This is a genomic window from Kitasatospora sp. NPDC001159 (assembly GCF_053598235.1).
Genome location: NZ_JBSFJV010000024.1, coordinates 57,733 through 78,939, shown reverse-complemented (window position 1 = coordinate 78,939; position 21,207 = coordinate 57,733). Strand labels below are relative to the sequence as shown.

The following is a 21,207-nucleotide window of genomic DNA, read 5'->3' as shown; positions in this document are numbered from 1 at the left end:
GTCCGGCTCGTCCGGACGCTCCGGCAGGTACCGGTGGTCCCCACTGCGGCGGCCCGTGCCACCGGTCGCGGTGTCACGACTGCTCCCCCGCCCGCAGTTCGGTGGCGATCTGGCGCCGGCCTGCGACCAGCGTCTCCAGCACCACCCCGAGGCCGACCAGCAGGGCCAGGCCCGCGGTGGGGAGCAGCACCGGCATCAGCACGGGGGTGATGACCTCCCCGACCCTGGCGCCGACCAGCGTCGAGATGTCGAAGGCGCCGCCCAGCAGGGCGACTGCCGCGACCGCGACCAGGCCGCCGCCGACGGCCGCCGTGAAGGTCTGCGGCAGCGCCTCCGTGACGATCAGCGCCAGCCCCTGGCGAGGCCGCAGGCCCATGGTGCGCAGCCGGGCGAGCAGCGCCGTGCGGTCGGGCGCGGCCCGGAACAGCGTCAGCAGCACGGCGAGCAGGGCGAATCCGGCCCCGGCGGCCGCCGCGTACCAGAACAGGCGCCCGGCGGCGTGCTGCAGCGGGTCGTCGGCGAGCACGGCGGCGGTCTCCCGGCTGCTGTGCACCGTGTAGCCCGCGGGCAGGCCGTGGGTGGCCTTGCCGACGGCCGCGGCGTCGTCCGCGATCAGCTTGGCCAGACCGACCGGCTGGGCCCCGCCGTTCTCCCGCAGGGCCGTCCTGACCCCTTCGGGGTCGACATCGCCGACGGCGAACCACTTGTTCACCCGCTTGGCGTCCGGCAGTCGATCCCAGGCGGGGCCGGCGGGAACGACGACGAACGGCTTGCCCGGGTCCGGCAGCGCGGGGGTGGCGCCGACGGTCCCGGCTACGGTGAGGCGCAGGTCATTGCCGTTGGGCGTGCGCACCTGGGACGACCCTGCGGCCAGGCGTTTGGCCAGGTCGCGACTGACCAGGGCGGGCACCGGGGTGTCCCGGCCGCCGGACGTCCCGGCCAGCTTCGCCGGATCGAACTCGCCGACCCCGAGGGTCCGGGCGATCTCGGCGTACGCCGCCGGATCGACCACCATCACCAGGTAGGCCTCCGTGTAGTTCTGGTCGGCGTCGACGATGCGGGTCTTGGGCTCGACCCAGACCGCGGTCGAGGCCCGGACGCCCGGCAGCTCGCCGGCGGCCTTGGTGAACGACTCGGTCAGGGTGGCGTAGCCCGGGAGGGAGACGCCGATGTCCCCGCCCGTGGCGATCCGCGCGGCCCGGGTCCGCACGTGATCGACGGTGTCGAGCACGGTGGCGCCGAAGCCGGTCGCGGTGACGGCGATCAGCAGGGCGAGCAGCGGCAGCGCGGAGGGCTTGCGGCGTCCCGAGCTGTCGCGGGCGGCCCGGGCCAGGCCGAGGAAGCCGATCAGGCCACGGCCCCGGCCGGCGAGGGCGGCCAGCCAGCCGACCACCACCGGCTCGATCCGGGCCAGCAACAACCCGCCGGTGACGGCGAGCAGGAGCGGGGCGGCGACCAGCAGCGGGTCCAGCCCGGCGCCGGTGCCGACGCCCCGGCGCCGGACCTCCGCCACGGCCGCTACGGTGACCGCCAGGACGGCGAGTTCGCCGACCAGTCGGCGTCGGCCGCCGGCCGCCCGCCCGCGCGCCCACAGCAGGGCCGCGCGGGCCGGGAAGGCCAGCAGGGCGATCAGCGTCGCGACCAGGGCCGCCAGCACCGAACGGTCCCACCGGGGGGCGGGCAGCAGCATCAGGGCGAGGGCCGTTCCGAGTACGGCGGCCGGCAGGACGGTGACCGCACCCTCGCCGATCAGCCGTCGCAGCACCCCGGCAAGGGAACCGCCGCGGGCCCGGAGCAACCTGATCTCGGCGGTGCGCCGGTCGGTGGTGAGGGCGGCGGACAGGAACAGCACCACGGTGGCGACGCCCGCCACGCCGGCCGGACCGATCGCGCTGAGCGGCAGCGAAGCCTGGTAGCGCTCGTCCGCCCGGGTGAGGATGTCCGGCAGGTTCGAGCTGGTGTGCAGGTCGGCGCGCCCGGTCGAGCCGGCCAGCGCGGTGGCGTCGCGCCCGGTCAGGATGGAGCTGATGACGCTGCGGGTGCGGTCGAGCTGGTCGGCGTGCAGCGAGGCGGGGTCGACGGGCAGTCGCCAGAAGTTCTCGCCGCCCAAGCCCCAGCGGGCCATCGCGGGCAGGCTGCCGCCGTCGACGAATCCGCTGGTCATCCAGTGCTCGTGCTCGGGGGTGGCGTTCACGCAGGCGCGGGCCGGGCAGCCGAGGTTGTCCCAGAACGGATCCAGCGGGTCGTTGAGCTGGTAGAAGCCGACCACCACGGTGGTCCGCTTGGCGCCCGAGCCCTCGACGCCGTTGTCGATGACGTCACCGAGCTTGATGTGGATGGTCTCGGCGCCCTTCTTGCTGATCACGATCGGCAGCGGACCGCCGGCGTCGCCGGGGGTCGGCCAGGTGCCGTCGGTGAGGGTGGCCCGGGCTGCCAGATCGTGCAGGTAGAGCAGGCCGAGGACCGGGTCGGTCTTCTTTTCCGCGAAACGGACGTACTCCGGATTGCCCATGCCGCGGTCGCCCAGGGCGCGGGCGCCGTAGGCCTCGCCCGACCGGGCCAGCGTCAGCTCTCGGCCGACCGTCTCGATCAGGTTCTGCTGCACCCGGTCGAGCTTGACCGCTTCGTCGTCATCGAGGACCTTGGAGGTGGTCTGCAGGCTGGTCGAGTTGAGACCCTTCTGGCTGACGTAGTCCTGGAGCGCCGCGTCCGCGCCCCGGTCCGCGATGCGGGGGAAGGCCGCCGCCAGGAAGACGGTGACGAACGCGAGGGCCGCCATGAGCAGCGCGGCCAGCGGGTTCGCCCGCAGCCTGGTGCGGACCCAGCGCGCGGGGCGGTGGGCGGTGTCGGGGGTGGGCACACGGGTGCCGGCCTGGGTGGTCACATCTCCTCCACGTGGCGCAGCCGGTTGGCCACGTCTCGACGGCGGCGTCCGATGAGGAAGGCCGACAGCAGCGGGGCGACGGCGATCGCGGCCGCGAACAGCAGGGCCTGGCCGACGGGCAGCTCGATCAGGGCCTCGGGTATCGGTGGGCGGGCGGCGGGCGTCAGGACGACGAACGGAACGATCAGGTGGACGAGCAGGGCGCCGAGGGCGAGCCCGACGGTCCCGCCGAGTCCGACCAGCAGCGTCTGCTCGGCGGCGACGGTGCGGGCGACCTGCTTGCGCGGCGTGCCCAGGGCGAGCAGCAGCGCGGAGTCCCGGGCGCGCTCGTGGGCGGAGCCGGCCACGGCGGCGACGAAGCCGATCGCGGCGAGCAGGGCGGTGACGAGCGCGATGGCCATCAGCGCGTTCTGCGGGGCGGCGCCCACCGGGTCGCTCAGCATTCCTTCGGAGACCTCGTCGTAGAGCTGGACGTCCTGGGAGCCCGGGGCGGCCCGCAGGGCGGCGGCGGCCTCGGCCGGAGCACGGTCGCCCGGCCCGGTCGCGGGCAGCCACCACTCGGCGCGGCTGGGCAGGACCCGGCCCTGGGCCGCCAGCAGCCGCGCCACGGTGCCGAGGTCGACGACCAGTGCGTTGCGACCGGTCGCCGGCACGGCCTGGACCACCCCGCTGATCTTGACCTGGACGACGGCCCCGGCGAACGGCACCCGGAGGACATCGCCGACCGAGCCGCCGACGAGCTTCAGGTAGTCCTGGGTGGCGACGCCGGTCACGACGCTCGGCGCCTCCACGCCCGAGATGCCGAGGACGGCCCGCAGGGAGACCTTCGCTGAGGCATAGTCGACGGTGAACAGCCGCCCGGCGTCGGCCGGTTCGGGCCGTACGGTGACCGGCGGCGCGACCCCGCGCTGGAGTGCTGGCCCGTCGACCACGTCCCCCTTCCAGGAGAGGCCGGCCGGCACCGGAACGTCGGTTGCGGGCCCGTCCGCGCTGTCCGAGACGGCCAGCCGACCGACGGTCACCTCACCCACGACCCGGTCGCTGAAGGAGACGGTCGCCCCGACCAGGGTCAGCGGTGCGGCGACGGAGCCTATCGGGGCGTCGACCAGCGAGCTCAGCGGGGCCGAGGCGCGCTGCTCGCCGCTGACCGGGAGGTCGGCGAACGGCGCCTTGTGGACGTAACCGAAGCGGTCCCGCAGCAGCAGCGTTACCTCCGGCGGGGACGGGAGCGGCGGGTGCAGGCTGTTGTTGTCGAACACCTGCCGGATGGCCAGGTCGGCGTCGATCCGCAGCGGGCGGCCGGGCAGCGTGACGCCGGCCTTCGCGCCGGTCGGCGCCGGCTGGGCGAGCGTGCCGAACACCTTCGCCCGGTCGACCCCACCGAGCAGGTCGTCGCGGTACGGGACGCGGTCGGCGAGGGCGGCGGAATCCACCGCGAGCACCTGCCCGTTGCCGTTCGACAGCGCCTGGTCCTCGCGGTCCACCGGGATCAGCCGGTCGCCGCCGGGCAGTGCGCCGAAGTGGCCGCCCTGGCCCATCAGCGTGGTGTGCGAGGCGGAGATGCGCACACCGCCGGCCGTGTTGAAGGACGCCTGGTCGTACTGGGAGGCTGTCCAGGTGGCGTGCTGGCCGAGCGCGAGCACTCCGGTGGCCACGGCCATCACCAGCAGCAGCACGGGCCCGGTGGCCCGGGCGGGCTGACGAGCCAGCTGCCAGCCGACCATGGCCGGGCCGAGGCCGCGGCCCCGGGCGGCGACCCGGGCGCCCAGCCGGGCGACCAGGGGCAGCAGCCGCAGCACCACCAGGGTTCCCGCGCACAGCGCCAGGGTGGGGGTGGCGACCAGCAGCGGGTCGACACCGAGCCGGCCGGAGGAGTCGGTGGACAGTCCGCCGCCGTACTGGTCGAGTTGCTGGTAGGCGAGCACGGCCAGGGCGAGCAGCGCGAGGTCCCCGCCGTTGCGGGCGATGCCGGAGACCACCGCCTGGCGGCGGCCAGCCTTGCGGCGCAACGCGGCACCGGCGCCGCGCAGCAGGCTGGGCACGCTGGCCAGCGCGATGCACAGGAGGGTGCAGACCACGGCCACCGGCCAGAGCGTCCAACTCGGCCGGGTGTCCAGGGTGACCTGGTGGGAGCGGCCGAGGCCGGCCAGGACGCGGACCAGGAACGGGGTGAGCAGGGGTGCGAACACCGCGGCCGGAAGGGCGAGCAGCACCGACTCCAGGGCGGTGAAGCCGCCGAGCCGGGTACCGGAGGCGCCGCGGGCGGCGAGCAACTCGTTCTCCCGCTCCTGGCGGGCCGAGATCAATCGGACGACCAGCAGCAGGGCCGCGGTGGCGAGCACGGCCAGTTGGAGGGCGCCGATCAGCAGGGTGGACCGGGCGACCATCAGACTGGCGGACAACTCACTGATGACGTTCGGAAGTTCGGTCGTCGCAGTCAGTGACGAGGTCTTCCGCAGCTCCTCGGCCAGGCCCTGGGCGCGATCACCGATGGCCTCGGCGGCGTCCTGGTCGACACCCGCGAAGTCGGCGTCGAGCACCCAGCCGCGGCTGCTCTGCGGCAGGCCGCCCGCGGTGAAGACGCTCTGATCGACCATCATCGGGCCGAAGGTGGTGAAGCCGCCGACCTCGACCTCGTGCCCGCCGACCGGGTCGATTCGCCAGTACGGGTCGAACGGGTCGACGGCCCGGTAGGCGCCGGTGACCCGGACGGTCAGCGGTTTGCCGTCGAGCCGGTCGGCGAGCTGGACGTCGGCGGGCAGCGCCCGTTCGCTGAGGCCGAGCCGGGTCAGCATGGTCTGCGGCACGGCGGCCTGCGGGGCGGTGGACTGGACGGGCCCGGCGGCGACGCCCGGCCAGGCGCCGGCGACCAGCCGGGCCCGGCCGCGGTCGACGTCGGCGAGGACCGTCAGGTCGACCTTCGCCCCGGCGGACTGACCGCCCGACGCGGCATCACCGGCCGTGCCCGCTGCACCCGCCGTGCCCGCCGCGGCGCCGGCGACCGGCAGGCCGTAGGAGCGGCTGCGCAGGAGGCTGTCGGTGCGCACCGGCAGGTCGCCGAAGAACTTCCGCCGGTAGCCGGCGAGTGCCTCCTCGTCCTTCGTTCGCTGGTCCAGCCCGTGTTCGACGGTCACCACCACGGTGGTCCGGGCATGGCCGGGGCCTTGGAGCGCCTGCCGCAGACCGGCCTGGCCGACACCGCTGTTGAAGGTGACCAAGGCGGTCAGCACCGCCGTGGTGACCAGCACCGTCAGCAGGACGGCGGCAGCCAGCGGCAGTCGCCCGCGCAGTCTGCGCACGACGAAGCCGAACATCAAATTCCTCCCCCGGTTGCGTCCCCGGTCGCATCCCGGCCCCACCCATCAATCCGATCCGAGCACAGAACGGCCACAGACGGACACCCCACGGGCACACCGGCGCAGTGATCACCGGCAATCGGTCGCCGGATAGCGGACGATGCTGTCAGATTCGATCGGGGAACGGAAGGGACTTGCGCGAATCAAGTAAGTAATGAACAAATTCTCTGCATTGGCAGCACCCTCGCCGGGGAGGCCGTGCCAAAATGCCATGCACACTTCACAACTCCAGCTTCACCGCACTCCTTTGACCAGGACTTTCACTTTCTCGACTTTTCCGCTCGGGATCGTGAACCCGCGCAGCCATCGCACCCGTTGACCCGAGCAGAACCGGGTCGCCACGCCCACAGGGGGACGCCGAATGACGCAGCACCAGGCCGACACCGCAGCCGCCACGACCACCGCGCCGATGGTGGCCGTGACCGACCTCCGGCGCAGCTTCGGCACCGGTGAGCGGGCCGTCCACGCTCTGCGCGGCATCAGCTTCTCGATCGAGCGCGGTGAACTCACCGCACTCAAGGGCCGGTCCGGCTCCGGCAAGACCACGCTGCTCAACCTGGTCGGCGGCCTGGACGCGCCGACCGGCGGCGCCATCGCCCTGGACGGCATCGACCTCGCCGGACTGGACGAGGACGGCCGCCTCGCCCTGCGCTGCGAGCGGATCGGCTTCGTCTTCCAGTCCTTCGGGCTGATCCCGATGCTCACCGCCGCCGAGAACGTCGGCGTCCCGATGCGGCTGCGCAGGGTCCCGGCCGCCGAGCGCGAGGAGCGCGCGCACACCCTGCTGGCCCTGGTCGGCCTGGCCGACCACGCCAACCAGCGCCCCGGCGAACTCTCCGGCGGCCAGCAGCAGCGCGTCGCCATCGCCCGCGCGCTGGCCAACGACCCCGGTCTGATCATCGCCGACGAGCCCACCGGACAGCTGGACTCGGAGACCGGCCGCTCGATCATGGAGCTGCTGCGCGCGGTGGTCCGCAGCGAGGGCGTCACGGTGTTGGTCGCCACCCACGACCCGACGCTGATGGGGCTCGCCGACCGGGTAATCGAGCTCCGCGACGGGCGGATCGTCGAGGAGGAGGCGGCAGAGCAGGCGGCGTAGGGGCGGTCGGACCCGGGGGCGTCGGGCTCAGCTGCAGCACATCACAGGTCGCCGGTCAGGCCAGGGGCGGTCTGATCGACTGAGCGTGGTGGAACACCTCCTCCCCGTCCCAATAGGCCTTGGCCCGCTGCAGTCGCGGGTAGTTGCCCTTGTAGTAGAGCCTCGGGTAGGCCGGGTCCGGCTGGTCCACCGTGCCCAGGTCGACGTCCGGATAGTTGATGTAGGCGCCGTCCGTCGCGGTGTCGATCTCCGGGACGCCGCCGGTCTCCCGGTAGACGTCTCGGTACAGGCCGGACAGGTACGCCAGGTGGGCGGCGTCCTCGGCCGGATCGGTCCAGTAGGTCTGGTACTGCAGCTTCATGATGGAGTCACGCTGCGCCACGGCCGTTTCCTCGGGCCGACGGGCGTTGATCCGGCAGCCGTAGGAATCGATCTGCACCAGCGTCTTCTTGAGGTCCGCCCCCTCGACGTCCCTCGTCAGCCAGTCCCAGAAGACGGCGACCTGCCCCGGGCTGAACGGCTCCCGGTGGTAAGCCGATTTGTACTTGCCGCGCTGGTTGTCGCCCGACGGGTTGAGCGTCATGGTCGCCTGGAACCAGGGCATTTGCCGCCGCCTCTCCGGGTACGGCAGGAACAGCCCGCCGACGCTGTGGGTCTGGGCCACCGAGCGGGTCGCCATCCCCTGTTCGACGGCCGCGACGAACTCGTCCAGCGGCGCCGGGTCGTCGCCGTCCCACTGGCTGAACAGCACGACGTTCCCGTTGGACCGGTGGGTAAGTTTGAGGATCGCGAACAGCCCGTCGTAGACCGACTCCTGAGCGCCGCTGTGCTCGGCCAGGAAGGCCCCGAAGTTGCGCAGCAGCGTCTCGAAGTCACTCGGCCGCCCGACCAGTTCGTCCCAGGGCCAGGCGACGCTGCTGATCCAGACCCGCGGCGGCGGCTGCGGCGCGTCCGCGGTGAAGTGGTAGCGCAGTACCACCCCGAAGTTCCCACCCCCGCCACCGGTGTGGGCCCAGAAGAGGTCGTGCTCCGGCGAGTCCCGCACGTCCTCGCAGTGGGCCTTCGTCACCACGGCGTTGCCGCCCCGGACGGTGACCACGTCGACCTGGACGAGGTGGTCCACGGTGAGTCCGTGCCGCCGGGAGAGCACTCCGAAGCCGCCGCCGCAGATGTGTCCGCCCGCACCGACCGAATAGCAGGAGCCGGCGGGCAGGGTGACGGCGTACTCGCGGAACAGGGTGGTGTAGACGTCCCAGTTGGTGGCACCGCCCTCGACGCAGTACGTGGGTCGGCCGAACTTGTCGGTCGAGGCGGCCACGCCGCGCATCGTGCTGAGATCGAGGATCACGCCCCGGTCGTTGTCGACGAAGCCCTCGTAGCAGTGCCCTCCGCCGCGGACGGTCGGGCGCAGCCCGCGGTCCATCACCCGGTTCAGCTCGGCCACCGCGTCGGCCTCGTCACCCACCAGCCGGATGTAGGCGGGACTGCTGCGCCAGCGTTGGTTGAAGCCCTGGCTAAGCGTCCGGTAGCGGGGATCGCCGGGCAGGATCGACCGCCCGGAGAATTCGTGTCGCATGCTCTTCCCCCACTTTCTCACGTTCGAGAGAGTCTGGTGGGTCGCACGCTAACACGGGTATTCGACTTTGTGAATCCATCGACAAATAAGTGTGACAGTACGCCACATCCTGGAATTCATCGGCGGTCTGCCGCAGCCGCCATCCGGGTCTCGATTGTCAGTGGCGTCGACTACGGTCCACCACAACCCCACAGAATGCGTTCCACGGGAGGTTCGATGACGATCTTCTGCCGCGTTGTCCGCGCACTCCGGGGCCTCGGCCGGAGAAGACGGCCGTGGTGGCCGGCGGGGCCGACCACCACAGCCCCGGCCTCAACGGCCGGGCGTTCGAGAGGAGATCCCTCAGACCGCCGGGAAGATCTCGGCGTCCGGCTTCAGCAGCTGGCCCGGCTGCGGCGCGGCGCCGTCCACCAGGTAGCGGGTGACCAGCCCGTTCAGCGCCTTGCTGCGGCCAACGGCGCAGTGCTCGATCGAGTCGACGCTGACCAGCACGGCGTTGCCCAGCTCCTGCTGCATGCGCTGGGCGAACTTGTACTGGGTGGCCGGGTCGTAGAGGTTGCCGATCACCATGACGGTGTTGGAGGTCTTCTTGTTCCACGGGCCGCTGAAGCGCTCGGCGTCCCGGGCCGGGGCCGGCCAGCTCGCGCAGGCGGGGGCGTCGAAGGCCTGGTAGCGGCCGAAGGTCGGGGACTCCTGCTCCCAGGCCCGGGCGACGTTGGCGAACACCCGGTCGTTCGACGGGTAGGGCTTGTCCTGGCAGTTGACGCCCATGTAGGAGTCGTCGGCGGTGTACTCGGAGTCGGCCGGGGCCTCGCGCAGCGCGCGCGGGACGTTCACCGTGAGCTGGTTGGCCTCGTCGTCCGGGACGGTCGCCTTCGGGGCCAGCGGGGCGACCGCGGCCGGCTTCTGCATCACCTGGTAGGTGGCCTGCAGCGACTTCGCCAGCGGAGCCAGCTTGGCCTGCGAGTACAGGGCGCTGGCCACCTCGCTGGTGAAGCTGCTCAGGGTCACCTTGGAGCCGCTGGACAGCGTGATCGGGCTGGTCCGCAGGTGGTCGCGGAGCTCGTCGAACTTGGCGCGGGTGTCGCCGTCGCCGAAGGCGCAGCGCGGGGCGCCGGCAGTCTGGCAGCGCTTCAGGAACTCGTCCAGGGCCAGCTCGAAGCCGTCCGCCCGCTGGCGGTCGTACTCCAGGCCGTTGTGCAGGCGCAGGTTGGGGTCGACGTTTCCGTCGATGATGATCGCGCGCACCTTGTTCGGGTACATGTTCGCGTACGTCGAACCGATCAGGGTGCCGTACGAGAATCCGGCGAAGGTGAGCTGGGAGTCACCGACGGCGCGGCGCATCCGGTCGAGGTCGCGCACCACGTTGATGGTCGACATGTGCTCGATCAGCGGGCCGGCGTTCTTGCTGCAGGCGTCGGTGTAGTCCTGGTCCGCGTCCAGGGTATCGTCGATCTCGGCCTTGCTGACCGGCACGCCGACCATGCGGTTGTTGACCGCGTCGGCCTCTTCCTGGGTCTTGAAGCACTTGAGCGGGTTGCTCCGGGCCACACCGCGGGGGTCGAAGCCGACCAGGTCGAACTTGGACTGCACCTCGGCGCCGAAACGGGTGGTGGTCGCCCACATGTAGCCGCTGCCGCCCGGGCCGCCCGGGTTGAGGAACAGAGAGCCGATCCGCTTCGACGGGTCGCTCGCGCGCCGCCGCATCATGGCGATGCCGATCTTCTCGCCGGACGGGTTGTCGTAGTCCAGCGGCACGGGGTAGACGGCGCAGTCGTAGATGCCGGGGTCCGGCTTGCTCGGGTCCGGGTTGCACGGCTTCCAGTCGACAGGGTCGACCTTCGCCTCGGCGGCTGCGGCACCCGGCGCCTGGTCGAACGGCGCGGCGGACGCGGCGACGGCGGTACCGGTGACAAGGGCGAGCGCGCAGGTGACCGCTCCGGCCAACGTGGATATGCGGGACAAGGAACCTCCTCCGTACTGAAAGGGCGGCCCCAGACTGTCAGCCGGAGATCTCCGTGTGAAGACCTCGAAGCGGCAGAAATGTTCCCTACTTCACGTCATACATGGCCGGAACATTCTGTGAATGAACCAACTTGACGGTTGATTGACCTGATCGTGGTTCAATGCGCGACGGCTCTTCGCGCCAGCGGCCGGCGGCGGTAAGCCGGGCCGCGGGTCTCCGGCGTTGCCCGCGGCCCGGGGGGTCGACCGCTATTCAGCGATCGGCCGCGACAGGTTGTCCTCGGCAACGACCTGGTAGACCGCGTTCAGGCTCGGCGGGCCGACCAGGTCCTTGATCCGCTCGAAGCGACGCTCCTCGACCGGGGCGAGCTTCTCCATCCACGCCTGCATGGACTCCGGCCCATGGTCGCCCTCGATGAGCGCGATGGTGATGACCTCCCGCGAGTCCTCCAGCGCGGTGGCGGTGATCAACCGGGTGCGCGGGTCGTCCGGGAACACCTCGTCCGGGATCCAGGCCTTGCGGAACTCCCCGTACTCCACACCCTCGTTGAGCTTGCGCACCATGACGGCGACGAGCTGCATGACATCCTCCCCCAACGTGTTTCTTGCAGTGCAAGAATCCGACGTCGACTATTGTTTTCTTGCGCTGCAAGAGTTGTCAAGGCCCGCCCGGGACCACCCGCGGGGCCACCCGGGACTCAAAGGAGGAGCAGATGTCGGGCCGACGCACACGCCCCAGGACGGGCCTGACCCGCGAGAAGATCATCGATGCCGCCCTCGCCTACGTCGACGAGCACAGCCTCGCCGCCCTCTCCAACCGCAAGCTCGGCGCGGCGCTCGGCGTCGAGGGCATGACGCTCTACTACTACGTCCCCAGCAAGGCCGCCCTGTTGGACGGCATGGTCGAGCGCATGCTGGAACTCTCCGCCGGGGACCTCTTCGCCGAACCCAGCGGCCCCTGGACCAACGTGGTCCGGGACTTCGCCGTCGCGCTGCGCCGGATGCTGCTCGACCACCCGGCCATGCTCACCGTGATCGCCACCCGCCCAGTCGCCACCCCCGCCGCGCTCGCCCTGCTCGAACGCGGCGTCGCCGTGCTGCGCGCGGACGGCGTTCCACTGGCCGACGCGCTCAACGTGCTGAACTCCGTGGTCCGGTGGACCCTTGGACACACCCTGGGCGAGGTCGGCGAGACGCCCCACCACGAAGGCACCGAGCCGCAACGCGAGGAGTTCGCGGACCTGGACCGGGGCATCTACCCCCACCTGGCCCAGGCCTTCTCCACCGGCGAGGGCCTCGACTCCGAGCAGTGCTTCCACCGCACACTGCGCATCCTGCTCGCCGGCTACGCCGCCGAGTTGGAGCTCGTGCAGGAGGGCGGCTCGTGACCGGCTAGCCTCCGTTCGCGCCGCGCAGGGCGGCCGCCACCAGGTCCTGGATCTCGTCCGCCCCGGCCTCCCCGCCTCCCACCAGGCGGTCGAAGACCAGTCCGTCGACGCAGGCCAGCAGGGTGGCGGTGCGCCCGTCGGGGTCGGGGACGCCCCGACCGGCGAGGAAGGCGCGGACGACGGGCCGCCCCGCGTTCTCCCGCGGCACGAGGATCTCCCGCAGCTCGGGATCACGCACGCTCTCCACCGCGCAGGCGTACCGCGCCAGCGACCTCCGCCGACCCTCGCCGGTCAGCCGATGCCGCATCAACTCACAGATACCATCGGCCAGTTCACCCTCCGAGCGGATCACCACACGCTCCCCCATGGCCTGCAGCTCGCCTTGGTCCAGCTCAACCAACCGGCGCACCAGGGCGGCGAGCAGCGCCTGCCTGGTCCGCAGGTAGGCGGAGGCGGTGCCGACCGGCAGACCGGCCGCCGCATCGACCGCCCGGCGGGTCAGCCCCCGCACGCCCGCGTCCGCCAGCACACCGATCGCCGCGTCCGCCAGCACGGTCCGCCGATCCGGCCGCCCCGACCGACCGGCACCACCCTGCCCCTGCTCCACATCTCGCCGCATCCCCCCTTTCTACCGGCACCGGCCCGCGGGGCGCCCACCCGGGCGGCCGAGGGCCGCTGTGCACAGATCACCGAGCGGCCGCTCACCGGACGTCCCGGCAGACCCCGGACGAGCCCGGCAGCGCCGAAACAGCCCACCCCCGCCCGCCCGATGAGCCCGTAGCACGCTCCTTCTACGGCTGTAGAAGGCAGCGCGACGACACGGGAAGGACCGGGCATGAGCAGCAACAGCGCGGTGGTGATCGGGGGCGGGATCGGCGGATTGGCGACCGCGATCGGGCTCCGGCTAGCGGGGTGGGACGTGACCGTGGTCGAGCGGGCAGCCGTCCTGGACGATGCCGGGGCCGGGATCTCGCTCCACGCCAACGGCATGCGGGCGCTCGCGACCCTCGGGGTGGGCGAGGCCGTCGAGGCGGCCTCCCGTCGGCAGTACACCGGTGGGACGCGGACGCCGGACGGGCGTCGGCTCGCCGGGCTCACCCCGTCCGGCGCGATGGTCCGGACCGTCCTGAAGCACGCCGACTGGACGCCACCCCGGATCACTCCCCGTGCCGCCTAGGCACGATCCGTCGAACTCACTTGACCGGCGATCTGATTAGGCGCCATATTATTTCCATGACGCCGCACCACGGGGCCGAGCCGGCCTCCCCCACCCTCGACCAGGCCCGCCGCCAGATCGCCCGCTACGGCCTGACGGCCGACCCGCAGGCGATCCTGGTCGCGACCCGGCTGATGGCGGCGGGCGCCCGGCTCGGCCAGGCCGGCGAGGTGCACTTCGGCCGCTTCGGACTTTCCACCGGCCGCTACCGCCTGCTGTCCGACCTGGAGGACCACGGCGGCGAGAAGTCACCCTCCCAGCTCGCGGCCAGCCTCGGGGTGTCCCGGGCGACCGTGACCGGGCTGGTCGACGGCCTGGAGCGGGAGGGCCTGGTGGCCCGCCGCCCGTCCACCGAGGACGGCCGGGGCAATGTGGTGATCCTCACCGTACGCGGCGCCGACAAGCTGCGCGACCTCGCACCCGAGCACTTCGCCCGGATGCAGTCGCTGGTCAGCGACCTCTCCGTCGAGGAGCGGGCCACCTTCCTCGACCTGCTGGCGCGGGTCGTCGCGGGCATCGACGCCCTCACCGAGGACTGACCCAACCCACCCCGAAGGCGGGCCGAGGCGGCCCGCCCTCATTCGCCCAAACAGTTAGGCACCTAAGCATCAATACTTAGGCACCTAATCAAAACCGGGACATCAGAACCGCACAAGGAGGACCCATGAGCAAGAAGGCCCCCGGCGCACCCCCGCCCTTCGTCGTGTGGCGGGAGGTCCTGACCGCCTACGCCATGCCCGCCGTGACGGCCGGCCTCGGCGGAGCGGTCACCCGGCAGCCACAGCTGGTCGCCGCCGCGCTGACCACCATCGGCGGCACCTCCGCCGCCGTGGCCGCCGCCCTCGGCTCCGTACTGCGCCGCCGCCCCGCCCGCACCCGACCCGCCCGGACACCCCGCGCCCTCGCGGCCGCCGGGCTCGGCCTGGCGGCCGCGACGCTCGCCCTGGCCGTGGGCCTCGCCGCCGCGCACTGGCTCCCGCAGATCCCGCCACTCGCCGACAGCCCCTGGCCGCACCGATTGCCGGTCGACCTGCCGGTCTCCTCGGCGATCGCGGCCACGATCACCACCTGGCGCTGGCGCGGCAGCCGCCCCGCCCGGGAACCGCAGCACCGACTCCACTCCGCAGCCCGACCCGAAAGGCAGACGTCGTGATCGTCATCATGGGCGCCAGTGGCGCCACCGGCGGCGCCACCCTGCGCCGCCTCGCCGCCCTGGGCGCCCCGAGCCGTGCGCTCAGCCGCGACCCCGCCCGGCTGGCCGCCGAGCTCGACGACCGCACCCTCGCCCGCACCGAGACCCTCGCGGCCGACGCCGCCGACCCGGACTCGCTGCGGGCGGCCTTCCGCGGCGCGCACCAGCTGTTCCTCACCATGGCCAATGGCCCGCACCAGGTCCGGCACGAGCTGAACGCGGTCGGCGCGGCCGTCGCCGCCGGCGTGGAGCACATCGTCAAGGTCTCCGCGCCCGCCGCCGAGGCGGACTCCCCCGTCGCCGTCTCCCGCGGCCACCACCTGATCGAGGAGCGCCTGCGCTCCTGCGGCGTCCGCACCACGATCCTGCGGCCGTACGCCTTCATGCAGAAGCTGCTGCTCCTGGCCCCCGGCATCGCCGCCGCCGGGGTGGTGCACGGCGCGATGGGAGGGGCGCGGTGCAACTACGTGGACGCCCGGGACATCGGCGACCTCGCGGCCGAGGTCCTCACCCGCCCGGAGCTGGGCGGCGACACCTACCCGCTCACCGGCGGGCGGGCGTACAGCCACCCGGAGCTCACCGCCCTGCTGGGCGAACTGCTCGGCCGACCGGTCCGTTACCTCGACCTGGCCCCGGCCGAACTGCACGCCCACCTGACCGGCTGGGCCGGAATGCCGGACTGGCTGGCCACCCACGTGGTCGAGATCCAACAGCTGGCGGTGGTCCGCAAGGAGTCACCCGACGACACCTTCACCCGCCTGGTCGGGCGCGCCCCGCGCACCCTGGAGGCCTTCCTCGGCGAGCACCTGCACCGCTTCCGCTGAGCACCCGTCGGCGGGCCGGGCCCGAGGCCGAAACGCCGGCCCGCCACCCGAAGGGAGCAGCATTCGGTGTGGCATGGATCACCATCAGGAATTCATTCTGACGTTTTCGTCAATTCGACTGATGTCCCGTCACATTCGCTCCACAAGGCATCAGTTGTTGACTGATCATTCGTCAGATTCGGTCATTCCAAGTTGAGTTGAGCCGAGTTTCCACTCCTGCCGTGGCGGAATCCCGGGGCTACCATCGGTCGGGTTGTCCCCTCCGGCCCCGGGGTGGGGGCCACCCGGTCAGGCGGTGCTCCCACCGCCCCAAGGGCCGGGCATCGGTCGGAACGGGGCGAGGACGAGGAGCGCACGGCTGCCATGACCGCTGAACCGATCCACCCGGAGCAGTACGCCGAGCCACTGCGGGCCGAACCGGCGCGCGCGCTGTACCCCGGCCGCCCGGCAGCCGCCCCGCGCACCCTGGTGGACGTCCTGGACGCCACCGTGCGCGCCCACCCCGACGAGCCTGCCCTCGACGACGGTCGCACCGTGCTCAGCTACCGTGCCCTGGCCGTCGAGGTCGAGCAGCTGCGCCGCCGGCTGGCCGCCGCCGGGATCGGCCCCGGCGACCGGGTGGGCGTCCGGGTGCCCTCAGGCACCAACGACCTCTACGTCTCGGTCCTGGCCGTGCTCGCCGCCGGGGCCGCCTACGTCCCGGTGGACGCCGAGGACCCGGACGAGCGCGCCCAGCTGGTCTTCGGCGAGGCCCGGGTCGCCGCCGTGCTCGGCGCCGAGCGCGCCGTCAGCACCACCGTGACCCGCGCAGCCGTCAGCGGGCGCCGCCCCACCCCGGGCGACGACGCCTGGATCATCTTCACCTCCGGCTCGACGGGGAAACCCAAGGGCGTCGCCGTCACCCACCGCAACGCCGCCGCCTTCGTCGACGCCGAGGCCGCGCTGTTCCTCCAGGAGGAGCCGATCGGCCCCGGCGACCGGGTGATGGCCGGCCTGTCGGTCGCCTTCGACGCCTCCTGCGAGGAGATGTGGCTGGCCTGGCGCCACGGCGCCTGCCTGGTGCCCGTCCCCCGCTCGCAGGTGCGCAGCGGCGCCGACCTCGGGCCCTGGCTGGCCGAGCAGGAGATCACCGTGGTCTCCACCGTCCCCACCTTGGCCGCGCTCTGGCCCGCCGAGGCGCTCAACGAGGTCCGGCTGCTGATCTTCGGCGGCGAGGCCTGCCCGCCCGAGCTGGTGCAGCGCCTGGTCACCGAGGGCCGCGAGGTGTGGAACACCTACGGCCCGACCGAGGCCACGGTGGTCGCCTGCGCCGCGCTGCTGACCGGCGAGGGGCCGGTCCGGATCGGCCTGCCGCTGGACGGCTGGGACCTCGCCGTGGTGGACGAGGCCGGCATGCCGGTCGCCCCCGGCGGCACCGGGCAGCTGGTCGTCGGCGGGGTCGGCCTGGCCCGCTACCTCGACCCTGAGAAGGACGCCGAGAAGTACGCGCCGCTGTCCTCGATCGGCTGGGAGCGCGCCTACCGCAGCGGCGACCTGGTCCAGGCCGACCCGGCCGGCCTGCTGTTCCTCGGCCGTGCCGACGAGCAGATCAAGCTGGGCGGCCGCCGGATCGAGCTCGGCGAGGTGGACGCGGCGCTGCAGGCGTTGCCCGGCGTGGCCGGCGCGGCCGCGGCCGTGCGGACCGCGCGCGGCGGCAACCAGCTGCTGGTCGGCTACCTGGTGGTCCAGGACGGCTTCGACCGCGAGCAGGCCGTCGAGCGACTGCGTGCCGAGCTGCCCGCCGCCCTGGTGCCGCTGCTCGCCCCCGTCGACGCCCTGCCCACCCGCACCTCCGGCAAGGTCGACCGCGACGCGCTGCCCTGGCCGCTGCCCGAGCTGGAGGCCGCCGGGCCGAGCGAGCAGCTGTACGGCACCGAGGCCTGGCTGGCCGAGCAGTGGGCCGAGATCCTCGGAGTGCAGGTCACCAGCGCGCGCGACGACTTCTTCGCGATCGGCGGCGGCAGCCTGGCCGCCGCCCGGCTGACCACCCTGCTGCGCACCCGCTACCCGAGCGTCGCCGTGCTGGACATCTACCAGCACCCGACGCTGCGCAAGCTCGCCCGGCGCCTGGAGCGCACCGCCGCCGAGGGCGGCGAGGCCCGTACCGTCGCCCTGGTGCCGACCCGGGCCAAGCTGCTGCAGCTGCTCCTGCTGATCCCGCTGTTCACCGTGGTCGGACTGCGCTGGACGGTCGCCCTGCTGGCGGCCGGGAACCTGCTCTCCCACCTCGGCGACTACCCGTGGGCGCCCACCACCCCCTGGTGGGCGGTCGGCGCGGGCGCGCTCGCGCTGTACACCCCGCCGGGGCGCCTCGCGATCGCGGCCGGCGGCGCCCGACTGCTGCTGCGCGGGCTGCGCCCCGGCAGCCACCCGCGCGGCGGATCCGTGCACCTGCGGCTGTGGGCCGCCGAGCGGCTCGCCGAGCTGAGCGGTGCCACCGCGCTGTCCGGTGCCTGGCTGGTCCGGTACGCCCGCGCGCTCGGCGCCAAGGTCGCGCCCGAGGTGGACCTGCACTCGCTGCCGCCGGTCACCGGGATGCTCAAGCTGGGCCGGGGCTGCGCCGTCGAGGCCGAGGTGGACCTGTGCGGCTACTGGCTGGACGGCGACCTGCTGGAAGTCGGCCAGGTCAAGGTCGGCTCCGGCGCCGCGGTCGGCACCCGCTCGACGCTGCTGCCCGGCGCCCGGGTCGGCAAGCGCGCCCAGGTGGTGGCCGGCTCCAGCGTCATCGGCCAGGTGCCGACCGGCCAGCGCTGGGGCGGCGCGCCCGCCGTCAAGCTCGGCCGGGCCGAGCGGACCTGGCCCAAGGAGCGACCGGCGCGCCGCGCCCGCTGGGCCGCGCTGTACGGCGTCGGCGGCGCAGTGCTCAGCCTGCTCCCGGTGCTGCCCGCGGTGGCCGCGCTGGCCGCGCTCATCCGCTTCGTCGGCCAGGGCGCGGCCCTCGGCCCGGCACTCGGCGGCGCGCTGCTCGGCCTGCTGCCCGCCACCCTGGCCTTCGGCGCGGTGTACGCGGCGCAGCTGGTGGCGCTGGTGCGACTGCTGAGCATCGGCCTGGTGCCGGGGGTGCACCCGCTGCACGGCCGGGTCGGCTGGCAGGCGTGGCTGGTCACCCAGCTGATGGACCAGGCCCGGGAGGTGCTCTTCCCGCTGTACGCCGGGCTGGTCACCCCGCTGTGGCTGCGGGCGCTGGGGATGCGGGTCGGACGGGGCGCCGAGGTGTCCACGGTGCTGGCGCTGCCCAGCCTGACCACGGTCGGGGACGGCGCGTTCCTGGCCGACGACACCCTGATCGCACCGTACGAGCTGGGCGGCGGTTGGGTGCGGCTCGGGGAGGCGAAGGTCGGCGAGCGGGCCTTCCTCGGCAACTCGGGGATGACCGCGCCGGGCCGCACGGTGCCCAAGCGGGGCCTGGTGGGCGTGCTGTCGGCGGCACCGGAGAAGGCGAAGAAGGGCGGCTCGTACCTGGGCATGCCGCCGATGCGGCTGCCGCGCGCGGCGGACCAGGCGGACCAGAGCCTGACCTACGAGCCGCCGGCCCGGCTGCTGTGGGCGCGCGGACTGGTCGAGGTGGCCCGGCTGGTGCCGGTGCTGGCCTCGGGTGCCCTCGGACTGCTGACGGTGGCGGCGCTGTCCCGGCTGGCGTACTCCTGGTCGCCGCTGGCCGCCGCCCTGGTCTCGGGCCTGGTGCTGCTGGTGGCGGGCGGCGTGGCCTGCCTGGTCGCGGTGGCGGCCAAGTGGCTGCTGGTCGGACGGTTCCGGGCGGTGGAGCACCCGCTGTGGAGCGGCTTCGTGTGGCGCAACGAGCTCGCCGACACCTTCGTGGAGGTGCTGGCGGTGCCGTGGCTGGTCGGCGCGGTGCCGGGCACCCCGGTGCTGAACCTGTGGCTGCGGGCGCTCGGTGCCAAGGTCGGGCACGGCGTGTGGTGCGAGAGCTACTGGCTGCCGGAGGCCGACCTGGTCACCCTGGGGGACGGGGTCAGCGTCAACCGGGGCTGTGTGGTGCAGACGCACCTCTTCCACGACCGGATCATGCGGATGGATACTGTGGTCCTCCGCGAGGGCGCCACCCTGGGCCCGGGCGGGATCGTGCTGCCCGGCAGCACGGTGGGCGCGCGAAGCACGCTGGGCCCGGCCTCGCTGGTGATGCGCGCCGAGTCCGTCCCCGCGGACACGCGGTGGCTGGGCAACCCGATCGAGGCGTGGCAGACCACGTCATGACCACCCCTGAGACGCTCGCTGGCACGACCACCCGTACGACTCCCCGTCCCGGCCCGCAGGAAGCGCCCGTCCCCGTGAAGTCCAAGCACGTCCCGCCGGCCGTCGGCGGCCCGGACCCGTACTTCCCCGCCAGCGGCGACCACCGCTACCGGGTGCACCGCTACGAACTCGCGCTGGACTACCGGCCCGGGCCCAACCGACTGGCCGCCTCGGCCCGGCTGAGCGCGGTGGCGGACGCGGCGCTGGCCGAGTTCGCGCTCGACCTGGCCGAGTTCCGGATCGGGCGGGTACTGGTCGACGGCAAGGCCGCCCGCTACACCCACCGCGGCGGCAAGCTGCGGATCCGCCCGGTGAAGGCGCTGGCGGCGGGCGCGGCCTTCACCGTCGAGGTGCACTACACCGGCAACCCGCGCCCGGTGCGCAGCCCGTGGGGCGGCCTGGGCTGGGAGGAGCTGACCGAGGGCGCCCTGGTGGCCAGCCAGCCGGTCGGCGCGCCGTCCTGGTTCCCGTGCAACGACCGGCCCGCGGACAAGGCGACGTACCAGATAGCGGTCACCACGCCGTCCCCGTTCACCGTGGTGGCGATCGGGCGGCTGCTCACCCGGACCACCCGGGCGTCCAGCACCACCTGGGTGTACGAGCAGGGCGCGCCGACCTCCCCGTACCTGGTGACCGTGTCGATCGGGCACTACGTGCCGGTACCGCTGGCCGCGCGCCCGGCCGCCCCACGGACCGGGTACGTGGCGCAGACCGGGTACGTGCCGCAGCCGCTGGCCGAGGCCTTCGCCCGGGACTTCGCCCGGCAGCCGGAGATGATGGCCTACTTCGCCGGGGTCTTCGGGCCGTACCCGTTCGGTGAGTACGCGGTGGTGGTCGCGGACGAGGAGCTGGACGTCCCGGTGGAGGCGCAGGGCGTGGCCACCTTCGGCACCAACCACCTCGGCGGCGGCTGGGAGCGCGAGCGGCTGATCGCGCACGAACTGGCCCACCAGTGGTTCGGCAACAGCGCCTCGATCGCCGACTGGCGGCACATCTGGCTCAACGAGGGCTTCGCCAAGTACGCGGAGTGGCTCTGGTCCGAGCACTCCGGCGGCCCGGGCGCGGCCGTGCACGCCGCCGCCGCGCACCGGCTGCTGGCCGGGCTGCCGCAGGACCTGCGGCTCGGCGACCCGGGCCGCAAGCTGATGTTCGACGATCGGCTGTACCAGCGCGGCGGCCTGGTGGTGCACGCGCTGCGGCGGGCGCTCGGCGAGAACGCGTTCTTCGCGATGCTGCGGGACTGGGCGGGCATCAACCGGCACGGCGTGGTCGCCACCGGCGACCTGCTCGCGCACGCCTCCCGGTACACCACCGCACCGCTGGGCCCGCTGTTCGAGGCCTGGCTGGAGCGGCCCGAGCTGCCGGCGCTGCCTGGCTGACGGCTTGATCCGGCAGGTCCGGGGCTCGGCTGGGC

13 protein-coding genes and 1 pseudogene are annotated in these 21,207 nt (G+C 73.2%); 8 read left to right on the top strand and 6 right to left on the bottom strand.

Annotated features, from left to right (window positions below; genetic code table 11):
* Positions 1 to 73 precede the first annotated feature (73 nt).
* Positions 74 to 2,884 (bottom strand): hypothetical protein, encoded by a 2,811-nt coding sequence (locus ACWC9T_RS15335; RefSeq protein ID WP_449821535.1) that lies wholly within the window; start codon positions 2,882 to 2,884, stop codon positions 74 to 76.
* Positions 2,881 to 6,198, bottom strand: a complete 3,318-nt coding sequence (locus tag ACWC9T_RS15330) for an ABC transporter permease (protein WP_449821534.1) — start codon at positions 6,196 to 6,198, stop codon at positions 2,881 to 2,883. Before ACWC9T_RS15330 ends, ACWC9T_RS15335 begins: the two co-directional genes overlap by 4 nt.
* Positions 6,199 to 6,601: 403 nt before the next feature.
* On the opposite strand from ACWC9T_RS15330, the gene ACWC9T_RS15325 reads away from it, so the two are divergent.
* Positions 6,602 to 7,339: an ABC transporter ATP-binding protein gene (locus tag ACWC9T_RS15325; protein WP_449821533.1), complete on the top strand. Its 738-nt coding sequence runs from the start codon at positions 6,602 to 6,604 to the stop codon at positions 7,337 to 7,339.
* Positions 7,340 to 7,394: 55 nt separating this feature from the next.
* Here the strand turns inward: ACWC9T_RS15325 and ACWC9T_RS15320 are convergent, their stop codons facing one another.
* The 3 genes from ACWC9T_RS15320 to ACWC9T_RS15310 all read right to left on the bottom strand — a co-directional run bounded on the left by ACWC9T_RS15320 (position 7,395) and on the right by ACWC9T_RS15310 (position 11,462).
* The gene (locus tag ACWC9T_RS15320; RefSeq protein ID WP_449821532.1) at positions 7,395 to 8,915 is read right to left on the bottom strand and encodes an FAD-dependent oxidoreductase; all 1,521 of its coding nucleotides are present in this window, start codon (positions 8,913 to 8,915) and stop codon (positions 7,395 to 7,397) included.
* Positions 8,916 to 9,257: 342 nt separating this feature from the next.
* A complete protein-coding gene (locus ACWC9T_RS15315) occupies positions 9,258 to 10,880 on the bottom strand; it encodes an alpha/beta hydrolase (RefSeq protein ID WP_449821531.1) in 1,623 nt (540 codons plus the stop codon).
* 249 nt (positions 10,881 to 11,129) lie between these two features.
* On the bottom strand, positions 11,130 to 11,462 hold the full coding sequence (locus tag ACWC9T_RS15310; protein WP_449821530.1) for a hypothetical protein: 333 nt from the start codon (positions 11,460 to 11,462) through the stop codon (positions 11,130 to 11,132).
* A gap of 131 nt (positions 11,463 to 11,593) precedes the next feature.
* On the opposite strand from ACWC9T_RS15310, the gene ACWC9T_RS15305 reads away from it, so the two are divergent.
* Positions 11,594 to 12,268 (top strand): TetR/AcrR family transcriptional regulator C-terminal domain-containing protein, encoded by a 675-nt coding sequence (locus tag ACWC9T_RS15305; protein ID WP_449821529.1) that lies wholly within the window; start codon positions 11,594 to 11,596, stop codon positions 12,266 to 12,268.
* A 4-nt stretch (positions 12,269 to 12,272) separates the two neighbouring features.
* Here the strand turns inward: ACWC9T_RS15305 and ACWC9T_RS15300 are convergent, their stop codons facing one another.
* Entirely contained in the window at positions 12,273 to 12,887 is a 615-nt protein-coding gene (locus ACWC9T_RS15300) for a TetR/AcrR family transcriptional regulator (RefSeq protein WP_449821528.1), read from the bottom strand.
* A 216-nt stretch (positions 12,888 to 13,103) separates the two neighbouring features.
* On the opposite strand from ACWC9T_RS15300, the pseudogene ACWC9T_RS15295 reads away from it, so the two are divergent.
* From ACWC9T_RS15295 to ACWC9T_RS15270, 6 genes and pseudogenes are all read left to right on the top strand, one after another.
* A pseudogene (locus ACWC9T_RS15295) lies at positions 13,104 to 13,439 on the top strand (FAD-dependent monooxygenase); the annotation flags it as partial.
* 62 nt (positions 13,440 to 13,501) lie between these two features.
* A complete protein-coding gene (locus ACWC9T_RS15290) occupies positions 13,502 to 14,023 on the top strand; it encodes a MarR family winged helix-turn-helix transcriptional regulator (RefSeq protein WP_449821527.1) in 522 nt (173 codons plus the stop codon).
* A 125-nt stretch (positions 14,024 to 14,148) separates the two neighbouring features.
* Positions 14,149 to 14,637: a hypothetical protein gene (locus ACWC9T_RS15285; RefSeq protein WP_449821526.1), complete on the top strand. Its 489-nt coding sequence runs from the start codon at positions 14,149 to 14,151 to the stop codon at positions 14,635 to 14,637.
* Entirely contained in the window at positions 14,634 to 15,500 is an 867-nt protein-coding gene (locus tag ACWC9T_RS15280; protein ID WP_449821525.1) for an NmrA family NAD(P)-binding protein, read from the top strand. The genes ACWC9T_RS15285 and ACWC9T_RS15280 overlap by 4 nt, the downstream gene beginning before the upstream one ends.
* Positions 15,501 to 15,863: 363 nt before the next feature.
* Positions 15,864 to 19,754 (top strand): Pls/PosA family non-ribosomal peptide synthetase, encoded by a 3,891-nt coding sequence (locus ACWC9T_RS15275; RefSeq protein ID WP_449821524.1) that lies wholly within the window; start codon positions 15,864 to 15,866, stop codon positions 19,752 to 19,754.
* A complete protein-coding gene (locus ACWC9T_RS15270) occupies positions 19,736 to 21,172 on the top strand; it encodes a M1 family metallopeptidase (protein WP_449821523.1) in 1,437 nt (478 codons plus the stop codon). The genes ACWC9T_RS15275 and ACWC9T_RS15270 overlap by 19 nt, the downstream gene beginning before the upstream one ends.
* Positions 21,173 to 21,207 lie beyond the last annotated feature (35 nt).